Origin of the sequence: Streptomyces sp. NPDC050509 (genome assembly GCF_044457965.1) — a bacterium.
In the GTDB taxonomy this organism is placed as follows: Bacteria; Actinomycetota; Actinomycetes; order Streptomycetales; family Streptomycetaceae; genus Streptomyces.
This window is the reverse complement of sequence record NZ_JBITHL010000011.1, coordinates 15,722-28,314: the sequence shown is the minus strand read 5'-3', so window position 1 is coordinate 28,314 and position 12,593 is coordinate 15,722. Positions and strand designations below refer to the sequence as shown.

Genomic DNA, 12,593 nt, shown 5'->3' with positions numbered 1-12,593 from the left:
TTGGGATGGACGCCGAATCCGCCGGCACCGATACGAAAGGGCTCGATGACCGTGTCGCGAACCCGCTCGTTCATGCAGGTCGATGTGTTCTCCACGCTCCCCTGCGGTGGCAATCCGGTCGCGGTCGTCCTGGACGGCACGAACCTGACAGATGAGGAGACTCACCGCCTGGCGCGTTGGACGAACCTGTCTCGCTGCCGCACCTGCCGCCTGCACGGTCGCGATCAACGACTGTGTGACGGCCGTACCGACCCCCGGACACACCGTCCACGAAGTCAGCGGCAGCGCCGGCCGGCTCCTCGTCTGGGGCGACACCGTGCACGTACCGTCACTGCAATTCGCCCAGCCGGACGTGTCCTGGGAACTCGACGGCGCACAGCCACAAGCGCGCACAGCACGCACCTGTGACCGATGCCGCGATGCGACATCCGCACAGCGCGGAGCAGAGTCGAACCGGCCAGTGAGTGTCGGTCGGCTGTCGGTGGGGACAGCGATCTGTCGGCAGGATGTGGGTGGCGGCTGGGACTGTGGGGACTGGGCGTGGCCGGCTGTGCGTGTACGGTCCCGCCCGCCTCCAGACCACTCCTAGCTTCCGGGAGCCCGCCATGTCCTCCGTACCCCCGTTCCCGCAGTGGGACGTCCACCGGCTGCCTCACGCCGAGGGAAAGAACTTCCTGGTCACCGGCGGCAACGCGGGGATCGGGTATTTCGTCGCCGAGCAACTCGCGGGCACCGGGGCCACGGTCGTGCTCGGTAGCCGAGACAGGGCGAAGGCCGACGAGGCGATCGCTTCCATCAACTCGCGCGTCCCCGGCGCCAAGGTGCGGCACGTGCCCCTGGACCTGGCCGATCTCGCGTCGCTCAAGACGTCCGTGGACGCGCTCGGTCTGGATCGCCTCGACGCCGTCGTCCACAACGCCGGCATGGCGCTCGACCATCCTCCGCGCCGCGAAACCACGGCCGGTCACGAGGTGATGCTCGCGGTGAACCACCTGGGGCACTTCACACTGACCCGCCACCTGGCCCCCCTGCTCACGGCAACCCCGGGGAGCCGGATCGTCACCACCGGCAGCTTCGCCGCCAAGTCCGAACGCCTGGACCTCGACGATCTCCAGGGCACGCGCGACTACCAGCCCAAGCGCGCCTACGCACGGTCGAAGTTGGCCCAGATGCTCTTCGCTTTCGAACTCGACCGGCGCCTGCGCGCCGTCGGCAGCACGACGCTGAGCGTGGTCGTTCATCCCGGCGGCGCGCTCGACTCCCTCACGCCTTCGCGCCCGCCGTTCCATGTCCGGACCGCCGGCGAGCGGCTGCGCCATCTGCCGCTCGGCCTTCTCGTCCAGGGCAAGGACGCCGCCGCCTGGCCCGCTGTCCGGGCCGTGCTCGACCCAGGGGTCCGCGGCGGCCAGATGTGGAGCCCCCGACTGTTCGGGCTGCGCGGTACGCCCAGGATCGAACCCCTTTGGAACCACCTCGCCGACACCACGACCGCGGCACGTCTCTGGGCGGCCAGTTGCGAGCTGACCGGCCACGATCTGACGTTCACCGCGCCGACAGGGTCCGGTGGGGCTGAAGGCCCGGCGACTGAGCGCGGCGAAGTGGACGCCTGACCGGACGAGACCGGATAAGCGGTGCCGCTTCCGGCCGTCAAGGCCCTGAAGTCCTAAGGTCCTAAGGTCCTTCGGAGACCGCCGGATCGGCGATGTCGAGCGTCACCTTCGACAGCGGACAGCCGACGCATGTCAGTACGTAGCCCTCGGTCTTCTGCTCCGGTGTGAGGCAGGTGTGCTCGGGTTGCGTGACCTCTCCGCTGCGCATCCGCACCATGCATTCACCACAGTTGCCGACCGTGCAGGAGTACGGCACGCGCAGTCCTGCGGCGAGAGCTACTCGCTTTTCACTGCCCGGGAAGATCAACGGATGCCCTCCGCCGAACGCCGTCCCACCCCACGTCGCAAGCCTCGGCAGGTGCGTGCCGAGCTCACCCGTGAGCGCATCCTCACTGCCGCTGCTCACGTTTTCGCCGAGTACGGCTACGCCGCCGGCACCACCAACCGCATCGCCGAACACGCCCGCATGTCCATCGGCTCGCTGTACCAGTACTTCCCGAACAAGTACGCCATCCTGGCCGAGTTGCTGGTCCGGCACATCGACCGCGGTGCCTGGAAGGGAGCCGAAGAGCTGGACCTGACCCCCGGCAGCCTGAAGGAGACGGTGCTGGCCCTGGTCCGCGACGCGATCGACCACCATCGCGACGACCCGCAACTCCTGCGGATCATGATCGAAGAAGCCCCGGTCTCCAGTGAACTGATCGAAGCGATCGACCGGCACGGCACGGCGCGGGTGCGTCAGATACGCGACGTGCTCGCCCGCCATCCGGACGTCCGGGTGCGGGATCTCGACATGGCCGCGGAACTGGTCGTGGGAACGGTGGAGATGAATACCCACAAGCTCATGGCAACCCCGCATCCCGTCCAGGTCGAGAGGCTGGAGACGGAGCTGACCGCCATGATCACCCGATATCTGCGCGGTGACGGGTAGCCGCCGGTGCGGGCTCGTCGCCGCCGCACGGAGTACGCGAACACCGAGGCGACCTGGCCCGGCACCTTCTCGATACGGCCCCCAGGAGGCGTCGTTCTCCCGTCAGCGAGCGAACTTCTCGACGGCGGCCGGGGTGACCGGGGTGAAGAAGTTGACGAGGTTGCCGTCGGGGTCGCGGAAGAGGAGCGCGCGGTTGCCCCAGGGCATCGTGGTGGGCTCGTTGACGAAGTCCTCCACGAAGCCGGTCAGGTTCTCGTACACGCTGTCCACGTCGTCGACGAGGAATTCGAGGATGACGCTGTGGTTGTCGGCCGGGCGGGCGGAGCCGGGCGCGAACAGCGGGACGGTACGGGTGCTGCCGATCGCGAGGGTGGCCGAGGCGGTCCTCAGCTCGGCGAAGTCCTCGTTGGACCAGCTCGCCCGCACTCCGGTGACGCGCTCGTAAAAGGTGACGAGGCGGGCGACGTCGTCCGTGATGACGCGGACCGAGACGAAGTTCATGAGTTCTCCCCTGGTTGATCGATGTGATCGGTGTGATCGATGTAGCTGATCGATGCCTCTGAGCGCACACTACGATCCATACCGGACAGAATCCGCCCGGTATCCGCGAGAGACTTCTCGGCATGTCCCGACCCATCGCTCGCGTACTCACCCTGCTGGAGCTCCTGCAGTCGGGAGGCATCCGGACCGTGGCCGAACTGGCCGATCGGCTCGACGTCGACGAGCGCACGGTACGGCGGTACGTCGACCACCTCCTCGACCTCGACGTGCCCGTCGAGTCCGTGCGCGGCCGCTACGGCGGCTACCGGCTCGCCTCCGGATACCGCATGCCGCCGCTCATGCTGAGCGACGACGAAGCGCTCGCCGTGCTGCTCGGCCTGGTCGCGGGCCGGCGAGCCGGCCTGATGACGGCCACCGGCACGGCGAGCGAGACGGCGGCGGCCAAGGTCCGGCGGGTGCTGCCCGAGCGGCTCGGCCGCAGACTCGACGCCGTGCTCGGCTCTCTCGCCTTCACGGCTCCGCCCGGTGAGTCGGCCGCCCCGGAGACCGGGGTCCTGCTCCCGATCGCCGACGCCGTGCGCCATCACCGGCCGATCTCGATCCGGTACACCGCCGCCGACGGCCGGCGCAGCGAACGCACGCTGCACCCGTACGGGCTCGTCGCCCACTCGGGCAGGTGGTACGTGACGGGCGCGGATCCCGCGCTGGGTGAGGACCGGACGTTCCGGCTGGATCGTATCGACGGGGCGAGGACCCTGCCCGGCGCGTTCGATCCGCCCGCCGGATTCGACCCGGCGGAGCACGTCCTGACCGGGCTCGCCACCGCCCCGTACCGCCACGAGGTGACTCTGCGGATCCAGGGGACGGCCGAGCAGATCCACACCCGGCTTCCCGCCGGTATCGCGATCGTGGAGGAGTCACCGTCCTCGGACCGCGCGCACGCGGACGCGGACGCCGCGCACTGGTCCCGTGTCGAACTGCGGGTGGAACGGCTCGACTGGCTGCCTGCCGTGCTCGCGTCGCTGGACCGGCCGTTCGTCATCGAGCGACCGGACGAACTCCGCGACCTCGTCGAGGCGCTCGCCGGCAGGCTCGCGGACTCGGCCCGGCGAAGGCCGCCTCACGCATGACGGATCAGCGAGGCCCCTGTCCCTGCCGGCCGGGGCCCCGCGCCGGCCCGTTCCGCTGTCCGCCATGGCGGCACCGCACTACCGTGCCGTCATGGATCTCGTCTCACGCTCCTGGACGGCGTTGCGCGCGGCGGTCGCCGAACTCTCCGACGAGGACTTCCAACAGCCGTCCGGCTGTACCGGCTGGCTCGTACGAGGGACCTGGTCCGCCATCTGGTCATCGACGCCCAGGACGTCCTGATCACCCTGGCGACCCCGGCCGAAACGGAACCGACCCGCGACGCGGTGACCTACTGGGACGTCGCCGGAACGCCGCCGACGGACGACGACCCGCTCGACGCGCTGACCGTCCGGCTGGCTGCCGCGTACGAGGAACCCCGGCTGCTCACGTTCCACCTCGACGACGTCGGCTCCGCCGCCGGCCGCGCCGCCCAACTCGCCGACCCGCGCCTGCGGGTGGGCACCCGCGACGAGGTCCTCACCGCGGGCGACTACCTGTCCGCGTACGTCCTGGAGTGGACCCTGCACCATCTCGACCTGGTCGCGCACCTCCCGGACGCGGCGGCGCCACCGGCGGAGGGGCTCGCCCGGTCCCGCGAGATGCTGGAGAGGATCGCCGGGGCGGCGTTCCCCGCGTCGTTCTCCGACAAGGACGCGCTGCTGGTCGGCACCGGACGGCGCGCGCCGACCGACGCGGAGAAGGCCGAACCGGGCGAGCTGGGCGAACTGGCCACGAAACTCCCGCTCGTCCTCGGACGACCGTCCGAAGGACCGACTCGGTCGTGGCCGGCCCCCCTGTTCACGACCCTGTTCACGGCCCTCAGTCGAGACAGAACTCGTTGCCCTCGACGTCCTGCATCCCGAGGCACGACTCGTTGAATCCATCGGCGACCAGGAGCTGCCCGCGTACCGCGCCGAGCGGGACAAGTCGTGCGCACTCGGCCTCAAGTGCGGCCACACGCTCCTCACCCACGAGCCCGGTGCCGACCCGCACGTCGAGATGCACCCGGTTCTTGACGACCTTGCCTTCGGGCACGCGCTGGAAGAACAGTCGCGGGCCCACACCTGAGGGATCGACACATGCGAACGCCGACCCCTGACGCTCAGCCGGCAGCGAGCGGTCGAAATCGTCCCACGTGGCGAACCCCTCCGGCGGCGGCGGTACGACGTACCCCAACACCTCGCACCAGAAACGAGCGACGCGCTCGGGTTCCGCGCAGTCGAAAGTGATCTGGACCTGCTTGATCGACGCCATCGGGCCACCCTATCCACCCGAGGACCGGCCCCTCCACCGTGTTGATCGGCGCCTCCTACTCGACGATCGCGGTGACCTCGGCCTCCACCAGGATCCCGGGCTCGAAGAGGACGTCGACCCCGATCAGCGCGAGCGGCGGCGTGGCGAGATCGAACTCGCGGGCCGCCTGCTCGATGCCCGCGTTGAATGCCTCGTACATCTCTCGCTTCCAGCCCGCGGCGTACCAGGTGAACCGGACGACGTCGTGGAACGTGGCTCCTGCCGCGTCGAGCGCCCTGGCGACGTTGCGGTGGACCTGGGCAACCTGTCCGGCGAGGTCGCCCGGTGCCACGAGGTCGCCGTTCTCGTCCCAGGCGACCTGCCCCGCGATGTGGACCTGCTTGCTCCCCGTCGCGACCGCGACGTGGTGGTAGAGCGGAACGCGGACATGCCCGTCGGGGTTGATGAGCGAGACAGCCATGAGATCTCCGTACGTTGTCGGGCGGCGTGGTGGGATGAGCGGGCGCGCGGGAGACGGACGACGGCGGTTATCCGCCCGTACGCCCGAGTGCCTCGGGGCGGGCGGCCTCGGTTTCCCGTTGATCGGCGGCCTGGTCGGCGGCCTGATCGGCGACCTGGTCGGACAGCAGGCGCAGCGCGTCGGCCGAGGCCGTGTCGTTGGGCGTGTAGACCTCCAGCCGGTGGTCGGGGCTCTCGGGCTGGAGCCACACCTGGTAGTCGACGTCGACCCTGCCGACGGTCGGGTGGCGCAGGCGCATGGTGCCCACGGTGCACTCCGCGACATCGCCCCTGGCCCACAGTTCGGCGAAGTCGGCGCTGTGCATGGCGAGTTCACCGATCAGTTCGGCCAGCCGGGCGTCGTGGGGATATCTGCCGGCGGTGAACCGCAGGTAGGCGACATGGGATCGGGCCAGTTCCTCCCAGTTCTGGTGCAGATCGCGGGTGAGGGGGTCGAGGAAGAACATCCGGGGGATGGACGGCCGTCGCGCGAGATCGTGGGGCGCGTCGAAGTCGAGGTGCTCCGCGACGAGGGCGTGTCCGGTGCGGTTCCACACCAGCACGTCGCCACGGCGGCCGAGGACGACGGCCGGCGTGCTCTCTCCCAGGGAGGCCAGGAGCGCCCGTACGCGGGAGTGCGGTGTTTCCGGGCGGGGGCGGACCAGCCGTGATGTGGCGGGCTGACGGGCGAGGTTGCGCAGGTGGGCCGTCTCGGCCGGATCGAGCCGGAGCACGTGGGCGAGCGCGTCGAGGACCTGCCGGGAGGCCGTACCGGCCTGGCCCTGTTCCAGCCGCGTGTAGTAGCCGGCGCTCACCCCCGCGAGCTGCGCCAGCTCCTCGCGACGCAGACCCGGCACGCGACGGGCCGTTCCGTAAGTACGCAGTCCCGCGTCGGCGGGCGTGACCCGGTCACGGCGGCTCTTGAGATAGGCCCCGAGGCTCTCCAGCTCCATGGCTTCGAGCGTAGGCGGAACGGTCCGGCCCCGGGTGCCCCTGTGAGGTGTACCCAGGGCGCGGGGACGGCGGAAGGACCGACCGCTGTCCCGACGGTCACCGGGGCGTCGGCGTCTTCGCCCTGCGCCATCTGCCGAGGGCCGCCACCAGCTCCGACGGTGTCCGTACGGGACCCGAGGGCCCGGCCCCGGGCAGCGGCTCCCGTACGGCTCGTACGCTCGCCCCATGCGCATTCGAATCGTCGACGCCTTCGCCGACCGCCCCTTCACGGGCAACCCCGCCGGGGTGCTGCTCCTCGAATCCGACGGTTTCCCCGACGCCGCCTGGCTCCAGCAGGTGGCGGCCGAGGTGAACCTCTCGGAGACCGCCTTCGCCCATCCCCTGCCGCCCGGCGGCGAGGCCGACTGGGCGCTGCGCTGGTTCACCCCGGTCACCGAGGTGGACATGTGCGGCCATGCCACCCTCGCCACCGCCCATGTGCTGCACAGCACGGGACGCGCGAGCGGCCCCCTGCGCTTCGCCGCCCGCCCCGGGGTGCTCGGCGCCACCGCGCACGAGGACGGGTCCCTCACCCTGGACTTCCCGACCTCGCCGCTGACCCCGGTCACCGTCCCGGACGGCGTCCCCGCAGCCCTGGGCGCCGAGCCGCTCTCCGTGCACGACACGTCGGAGCACATCGGGGACCTGCTGGTGGAGCTGGCCGACGAGCGGACCGTACGGGACCTCGCCCCGGACTTCGCGGCGCTGAGGACGGTCTCCAAACGGGGTGTCATCGTGACCGCCGTCGCCGAGGATCCGGGCCGTGGCTACGACTTCGTCTCGCGGGGCTTCTTCCCCAACGTCGGGGTCGACGAGGATCCGGTGACGGGGAGCGCGCACACCACGCTCGCCCCGTTCTGGTCGGCCCGGCTGGGCCGTACGGAGCTCACCGGGCTCCAGGCCTCCGCCCGCACCGGCCTCGTCCGCACCTCACTGCGCGGCGACCGGACGCTGCTCACCGGGCGGGCCGTGACGGTCATCGACGGCGAGCTGCACAGCGCGCCGTGACGCCGCCGAGGGGCGTACGGCAGCCCCCGTACGCCCCTCGGCGCCGCTCACGCGTCCACGTCACCGTCACCGTGTCCCCGCGTCACACCGTGGGCAGCCAGGAGACATTCCCCGCCAGCAGCGCGTACCCGACGAACGCCCCGATGTCGAGCAGCGCGTGGGCGGCGACCAGCGGGCCGACCCGGCCCCACCGCCGGTAGAGCAGGACGAACACCACGCCCATCACCATGTTGCCGATGAAGCCGCCGATCCCCTGGTACAGGTGGTACGAACCGCGCAGCACCGAACTCGCCACCAGCGCGCCCATCGGCGTCCAGCCGAGCTGTCCGAGCCTGCGCAGCAGATACCCGACGACGATGACCTCCTCCAGTACGGAGTTCTGCACCGCCGAGAGGATCAGCACCGGGAACTTCCACCACACGGAGGGCAGTGACTCCGGCTGCACCGTCAGATTGAACCCGGCCGCCTGCATCGCCAGGTAGAACGCCAGTCCCGCGCTGCCGATCCCGGCCGCCACCAGCGTGCCGCGCCCCAGGTCCGGCCAGGGCCTGCGGCCGTCGAAGCCGATGTCCCGCAGCCCGCTGCCCTCCCTCAGCAGGAGGTGCGCGACCAGCGCGACCGGCACCAGCGCCGTGGTGATCCCGAAGAGCTGCCAGGCGAGGTCGAGCCACGGCCGGCCCGGCGCCGCCGACGCGTTGAGCCGGGCCGCCTGGTCGCTCAGCGCTCCGGGCCTGGTCAGCGAGCCGATGAAACTGATGAGCGCCGACACCCCGCTCGCGCCGAGCGAGAGCGCCAGCACGAGCACTGTCTCGGACCGCAACGTCCTCGGTGAGAGGGCTTCTTGGGGGTAAGAGCCGTCCACCCGCCCCGCCTCCGCCTGCACACAGCCTCCAGTTGAGTATTCGCGCCTCATGCCTCGCACGGTGCCGCTAGGGTCTCGAATGCAGATACGAAGATCGCTCGCGACAGGCCGGGAGACCGGCGCCCTTCGGCGTCCGGGCCCTGGACCTCGGGGCCCGTCCACTCTCCCAGCCCTTGTTCACCCTTCACGAAGGAGGGGCACCACCGCCATGGGACGTCACAGCTTGCCCGACGCACGATCGGCAGGAGTGCGCAGGGTCTGGCCGCCCCGCCGGCGCACCGTCACGATCGCCGCCGCGGTCGTGGTGTCGGTGGCCGCGGGGACGGGGATCGCGGCGGGAAGCGGCCTGCTCTCCCTCTCGGAGACCTCCTGCGGGAACGCGCCGGTACGGCTGGATCTCGTGGCCTCCCCGGACATCGCACCCGCCCTGCGCGCCGTCGCCGACCGTGCCCGGCGCGACCATGTCACCTCCGACGGCCGCTGTATCGACATCCGGGTCACCGCCCGTGAGAACGCCGAGGTCGCGAACGCGCTCGCCACCGCCACGGTCGCGCCCGACTACCAGATCTGGGTACCGGACTCGGACCTGTGGGTGGACCGCGCCAAGAGCGTCGGGGACGCCGTCTCCCTGACCCCGGCGGGCAATGTGGCCCTCTCCCCGGTGGCACTGGCCGCGCTGCCCACGTCGGCGCGGGCGCTCGGCTGGCCCACGAAGACCTACACCTGGGCCGCGCTCGCCGCCGCGGCCGGCAACGCCGACACCCTGCGCCTGGGCTCCGCCGATCCGTCGCGCAGCGCCACCGGGCTGCTCGCGCTCAGCAGCATCGCGGAGTCCGAGCGGCAGGAGTCCGAGCGGCGGGGCGGCAGGCCGAAGGAGTCCGAGCGGCAGGACGGGGCCGGTGGCACCCGGGCCGCCGCCCTCGCCAAGCTGCTCACCCAGCGGGTCTCGGAGTCGGACACGCGGGTGCTGGAGAGCCTCGCCCAGGACGACGCGGGCGCCGGGCTCGCCGACCCCCGGCGCAACGAGGCGGTGCTCCTCTCCGAGCAGGCCGCGTTCCGCCACAACTCCGGGACCGGCGACTCCGCGCGGCTCGAACTCTTCTACCCCACCGACGGGGCGCCGGCGCTCGACTACCCGTACAGCCTGGTCAACCAGACCGAGCTGAGTACGGACGAGAGCCGTGCCGCCATGCGGTTCATGGTGCTGCTCAGCGAGGACGGCTCGTACCGCACCCTGGCTGAGCACGGTTTCCGGGTCGCGAACACCCCCGTCCACGCCGATGTGCTCCGTACGGCCGGTGGCCGCTCGCCCCAGCCGTACACCGGGGACGACGCGCGCCCGCCGTCCGCCGAGGCGGTGGAGCAGGCCCTCGGCCTGTGGACGATGTCCGTGCGCAGCACCCGGCTGACGACGGTCGTGGACGCCTCGGGCTCGATGGAGGAGCCCGTTCCCGGACGCGGTGGCCAGAGCCGTATGGACGTCACCAAGGCGTCGCTGCTGCGGGCCCTCGCCCAGTTCACCGCCGAGGACGAGATCGGCCTGTGGGAGTTCAGCACCCGTCTGGACGGCGCCAAGGACTACCGCAAGCTGGAGAGGACGGCCCGGCTCGGTGAGCCCGCGCGGGGCGGCGGCACCCACCGCGAGCGGCTCTCCGACGCCTTCACCGCGCTGAAGCCCGTCCCCGGCGGTGACACCGGGCTGTACGACACGACGCTGGCCGCCTACAAGGAGGCGCAGGCCGGCTATGTGCCCGGCAAGTTCAACGCGCTCGTCGTCCTCAGCGACGGCTCCAACAAGGACGACGACAGCATCTCGCGCGGCGATCTCGTCAAGCGGCTGAAGAAGCTCGCCGACCCGGCGCGACCGGTGCCGCTGATCGGGGTCGCGGTGGGGCCCGACGCGGACCGGAAGGAGATCGACGCGATCGCGCGGGCCACCGGCGGCGCGGGGTACGAGGTGAGCGACCCGGCCGACATCCAGTCGGTGATCCTGCGGGCGATCATGCTGTCGGCGAGCGAGTCCGCGGCGGACGCCACCGGCGGCACCACCGCGGCGCGCCCCTGACCCCCCGACGCGCCGGCCCGGCCGGACCGGCCGGGGCCCCCGCCGTTCGCTCCCCCGTGGGGCTCCGGCTCAGGGGACTCCGACTCATGCGGCTCCGGCTCGCGGACATCCAGCTCCTGCGGCTCCGGCTCGCGGGGCTCCGGTTCGCGGAGAGCGCGCCGTGTCATCCCGTCCCGGAGGCGAACGGCCCCGCGTCGGAGTCGCCCGGATCGGAGGGCCCCGCGCCGGACGGCGCCGGGAACCCCGTCGGCCAGGTGTGCACCGGCTCACCCCGGTGCATCAGCTCGCAGTAGCGGCGGGTCGTCGCCGCGAGCGCCGCGTCCCGCTCCAGCCCGGCCTCCAGCGCCCGGTGGAAGGTCTCCACCTGCCAGGAGGCGCCGTTCACCCGCCGCTTGCACCGCTCCTCGATCACCCCGAGGTAGAAGTCCCGGTCCACCGGCGCGACCTGCCACGCGTCGAGCCCGGCCGCGGCGAGCGGCAGCAGTTCGTCCCGTACGAGCTTCACCGCCGGTACGGTCGTCATCCCGCCGGTACGGCCCGGGCGCGGCCAGCGCAGCTCCGCGTCGATGCCGTGCCGGCACGCCTCCTCGAAGTTCCGGGCGGCGTCCTCGAAGGGCAGCCTGCTCCACACCGGCCGGGAATCCTCGGCGAGGGCCCGCACGAGCCCGTAGTAGAACGCGACGTTCGCGATGACGTCGGTGACCGTGGGCCCCGCGGGCAGCACCCGGTTCTCCACCCGCAGATGCGGGGCGCCGTCGGCGACCTCGTACACCGGCCGGTTCCAGCGGTAGACCGTGCCGTTGTGCAACGCCAGCTCCTGGAGGTCGGGCATCCCGCCCGCGTCGAGGACGCTCATCGGGTCCTCGTCGTCGCAGATCGGCAGCAGCGGGGGGAAGTAGCGCAGGTTCTCCTCGAACAGGTCGTAGGCGGAGCTGATCCAGCGCTCGCCGAACCAGGTCCTGGGGCGTACCCCCTGTGCCTTCAGCTCCGGCGGCCGGGTGTCGGTGGCCTGTTCGAAGAGCGGCGGCCTGGATTCGCGCCACAGCTCCCGGCCGAACAGGAAGGGCGCGTTGGCACCGAGTGCCACCTGTACGGACGCCACCGCCTGGGCCGCGTTCCACACGTCGGGGAACCGGTCGGGGGTGACCTGGAGGTGCAGTTGTACGGAGGTGCAGGCGGCCTCCGGGGTGATCGACGCCGACGTGCACGTAAGCCGTTCCACGCCTTCGATGTCGAGGGTGAAATCCTCGCCGCGGGCCGCCACCATCTGGTCGTTGAGGAGTGTGTAGCGGTCCACGTCGGAAAGGTTCGCGGAGACCACGTCGTGCTGCGTGAGGGTCGGGAGAATTCCGATCATCACGATCCCCGCGTCGACCTCGCTCGCTTTACGGTGGGCATATCCGAGGCCCGTGCGCAGTTCCTCCGCGAGCTGATCGAGTACGCGCCCGCCCAGGCGGTGCGGAGCCACGTTCACTTCCATGTTGAACATTCCGAGTTCGGTCTGGAAATCGCCGCTCGCGATGCGCTTCAGTACCTCCGCATTCATCATGCGGGGCATCCCGTCGGAGCCCGCCAGATTCAGTTCGATCTCCAGGCCCATCAGATTCTTGGGCCGATCGAACCTCTCCTCCGCCAGTAGTCGCTCCAGCACCCTCAGGCACTGTTGGAGCTTCCTGCGGTATTTCTGCCGATCGGACAGGTCGGAACCGCCCGCTTCGACCTTCTCCCCCATCGAAGTGT

At 71.1% G+C, this 12,593-nt stretch carries 13 protein-coding genes and 1 pseudogene; 7 read left to right on the top strand and 7 right to left on the bottom strand.

The window, feature by feature from the left end; genetic code table 11:
• Positions 1-45 precede the first annotated feature (45 nt).
• The gene (locus ACIBJC_RS28890) at positions 46-408 is read left to right on the top strand and encodes a PhzF family phenazine biosynthesis protein (protein ID WP_399297388.1); all 363 of its coding nucleotides are present in this window, start codon (positions 46-48) and stop codon (positions 406-408) included.
• A gap of 197 nt (positions 409-605) precedes the next feature.
• The gene (locus ACIBJC_RS28885; RefSeq protein WP_399297386.1) at positions 606-1,610 is read left to right on the top strand and encodes an SDR family NAD(P)-dependent oxidoreductase; all 1,005 of its coding nucleotides are present in this window, start codon (positions 606-608) and stop codon (positions 1,608-1,610) included.
• A 61-nt stretch (positions 1,611-1,671) separates the two neighbouring features.
• Here ACIBJC_RS28885 and ACIBJC_RS28880 read toward each other — a convergent pair whose 3' ends face one another.
• Complete coding sequence (locus tag ACIBJC_RS28880; protein WP_399297384.1) at positions 1,672-2,016, bottom strand: 2Fe-2S iron-sulfur cluster-binding protein; 345 nt, start codon at positions 2,014-2,016, stop codon at positions 1,672-1,674.
• Between ACIBJC_RS28880 and ACIBJC_RS28875 the strand changes: the two genes are divergently transcribed.
• A complete protein-coding gene (locus ACIBJC_RS28875) occupies positions 1,921-2,541 on the top strand; it encodes a TetR/AcrR family transcriptional regulator (RefSeq protein WP_399297382.1) in 621 nt (206 codons plus the stop codon). The two genes, ACIBJC_RS28880 and ACIBJC_RS28875, sit on opposite strands and share 96 nt — an antisense overlap.
• 102 nt (positions 2,542-2,643) lie before the next feature.
• On the opposite strand, the gene ACIBJC_RS28870 is transcribed toward ACIBJC_RS28875, so the two are convergent.
• Positions 2,644-3,042 carry a VOC family protein gene (locus ACIBJC_RS28870; RefSeq protein ID WP_399297380.1) on the bottom strand — a complete coding sequence of 133 codons (399 nt, stop codon included), beginning with the start codon at positions 3,040-3,042 and terminating at the stop codon, positions 2,644-2,646.
• A gap of 122 nt (positions 3,043-3,164) precedes the next feature.
• Here ACIBJC_RS28870 and ACIBJC_RS28865 point away from each other — a divergent pair, with 122 nt between their 5' ends.
• Positions 3,165-4,172 (top strand): helix-turn-helix transcriptional regulator, encoded by a 1,008-nt coding sequence (locus tag ACIBJC_RS28865; RefSeq protein WP_399297378.1) that lies wholly within the window; start codon positions 3,165-3,167, stop codon positions 4,170-4,172.
• 91 nt (positions 4,173-4,263) lie between these two features.
• Positions 4,264-4,928 (top strand): annotated as a pseudogene (locus ACIBJC_RS28860) (maleylpyruvate isomerase N-terminal domain-containing protein); the annotation flags it as partial.
• Between the two features lie 64 nt (positions 4,929-4,992).
• Here the strand turns inward: ACIBJC_RS28860 and ACIBJC_RS28855 are convergent.
• The 3 genes from ACIBJC_RS28855 to ACIBJC_RS28845 form a co-directional block, all read right to left on the bottom strand.
• Positions 4,993-5,427, bottom strand: a complete 435-nt coding sequence (locus ACIBJC_RS28855; RefSeq protein ID WP_399297376.1) for a VOC family protein — start codon at positions 5,425-5,427, stop codon at positions 4,993-4,995.
• 55 nt (positions 5,428-5,482) lie between these two features.
• Positions 5,483-5,887 carry a RidA family protein gene (locus tag ACIBJC_RS28850; protein ID WP_399297374.1) on the bottom strand — a complete coding sequence of 135 codons (405 nt, stop codon included), beginning with the start codon at positions 5,885-5,887 and terminating at the stop codon, positions 5,483-5,485.
• Positions 5,888-5,954: 67 nt separating this feature from the next.
• Positions 5,955-6,878 carry a helix-turn-helix transcriptional regulator gene (locus tag ACIBJC_RS28845; protein WP_399297372.1) on the bottom strand — a complete coding sequence of 308 codons (924 nt, stop codon included), beginning with the start codon at positions 6,876-6,878 and terminating at the stop codon, positions 5,955-5,957.
• A 226-nt stretch (positions 6,879-7,104) separates the two neighbouring features.
• Here ACIBJC_RS28845 and ACIBJC_RS28840 point away from each other — a divergent pair, with 226 nt between their 5' ends.
• A complete protein-coding gene (locus ACIBJC_RS28840) occupies positions 7,105-7,926 on the top strand; it encodes a PhzF family phenazine biosynthesis protein (protein ID WP_399297370.1) in 822 nt (273 codons plus the stop codon).
• Between the two features lie 82 nt (positions 7,927-8,008).
• Here ACIBJC_RS28840 and ACIBJC_RS28835 read toward each other — a convergent pair whose 3' ends face one another.
• Complete coding sequence (locus ACIBJC_RS28835; protein ID WP_399297826.1) at positions 8,009-8,809, bottom strand: CPBP family intramembrane glutamic endopeptidase; 801 nt, start codon at positions 8,807-8,809, stop codon at positions 8,009-8,011.
• A 187-nt stretch (positions 8,810-8,996) separates the two neighbouring features.
• Between ACIBJC_RS28835 and ACIBJC_RS28830 the strand changes: the two genes are divergently transcribed.
• A complete protein-coding gene (locus ACIBJC_RS28830; RefSeq protein ID WP_399297368.1) occupies positions 8,997-10,853 on the top strand; it encodes a hypothetical protein in 1,857 nt (618 codons plus the stop codon).
• A 163-nt stretch (positions 10,854-11,016) separates the two neighbouring features.
• Here the strand turns inward: ACIBJC_RS28830 and ACIBJC_RS28825 are convergent, their stop codons facing one another.
• Positions 11,017-12,585 carry a glutamate--cysteine ligase gene (locus tag ACIBJC_RS28825; RefSeq protein WP_399297366.1) on the bottom strand — a complete coding sequence of 523 codons (1,569 nt, stop codon included), beginning with the start codon at positions 12,583-12,585 and terminating at the stop codon, positions 11,017-11,019.
• Between the last annotated feature and the right edge of the window lie 8 nt (positions 12,586-12,593).

Bases quoted from the DNA above. Each gene is read 5' to 3' on its own strand.
- ACIBJC_RS28890 (WP_399297388.1), top strand. From the start codon at position 46: ATGACCGTGTCGCGAACCCGCTCGTTCATGCAGGTCGATGTGTTCTCC.
- ACIBJC_RS28885 (WP_399297386.1), top strand. From the start codon at position 606: ATGTCCTCCGTACCCCCGTTCCCGCAGTGGGACGTCCACCGGCTGCCT.
- ACIBJC_RS28875 (WP_399297382.1), top strand. From the start codon at position 1,921: ATGCCCTCCGCCGAACGCCGTCCCACCCCACGTCGCAAGCCTCGGCAG.
- ACIBJC_RS28870 (WP_399297380.1), bottom strand. From the start codon at position 3,042: ATGAACTTCGTCTCGGTCCGCGTCATCACGGACGACGTCGCCCGCCTC.
- ACIBJC_RS28865 (WP_399297378.1), top strand. From the start codon at position 3,165: ATGTCCCGACCCATCGCTCGCGTACTCACCCTGCTGGAGCTCCTGCAG.
- ACIBJC_RS28855 (WP_399297376.1), bottom strand. From the start codon at position 5,427: ATGGCGTCGATCAAGCAGGTCCAGATCACTTTCGACTGCGCGGAACCC.
- ACIBJC_RS28850 (WP_399297374.1), bottom strand. From the start codon at position 5,887: ATGGCTGTCTCGCTCATCAACCCCGACGGGCATGTCCGCGTTCCGCTC.
- ACIBJC_RS28845 (WP_399297372.1), bottom strand. From the start codon at position 6,878: ATGGAGCTGGAGAGCCTCGGGGCCTATCTCAAGAGCCGCCGTGACCGG.
- ACIBJC_RS28840 (WP_399297370.1), top strand. From the start codon at position 7,105: ATGCGCATTCGAATCGTCGACGCCTTCGCCGACCGCCCCTTCACGGGC.
- ACIBJC_RS28830 (WP_399297368.1), top strand. From the start codon at position 8,997: ATGGGACGTCACAGCTTGCCCGACGCACGATCGGCAGGAGTGCGCAGG.
- ACIBJC_RS28825 (WP_399297366.1), bottom strand. From the start codon at position 12,585: ATGGGGGAGAAGGTCGAAGCGGGCGGTTCCGACCTGTCCGATCGGCAG.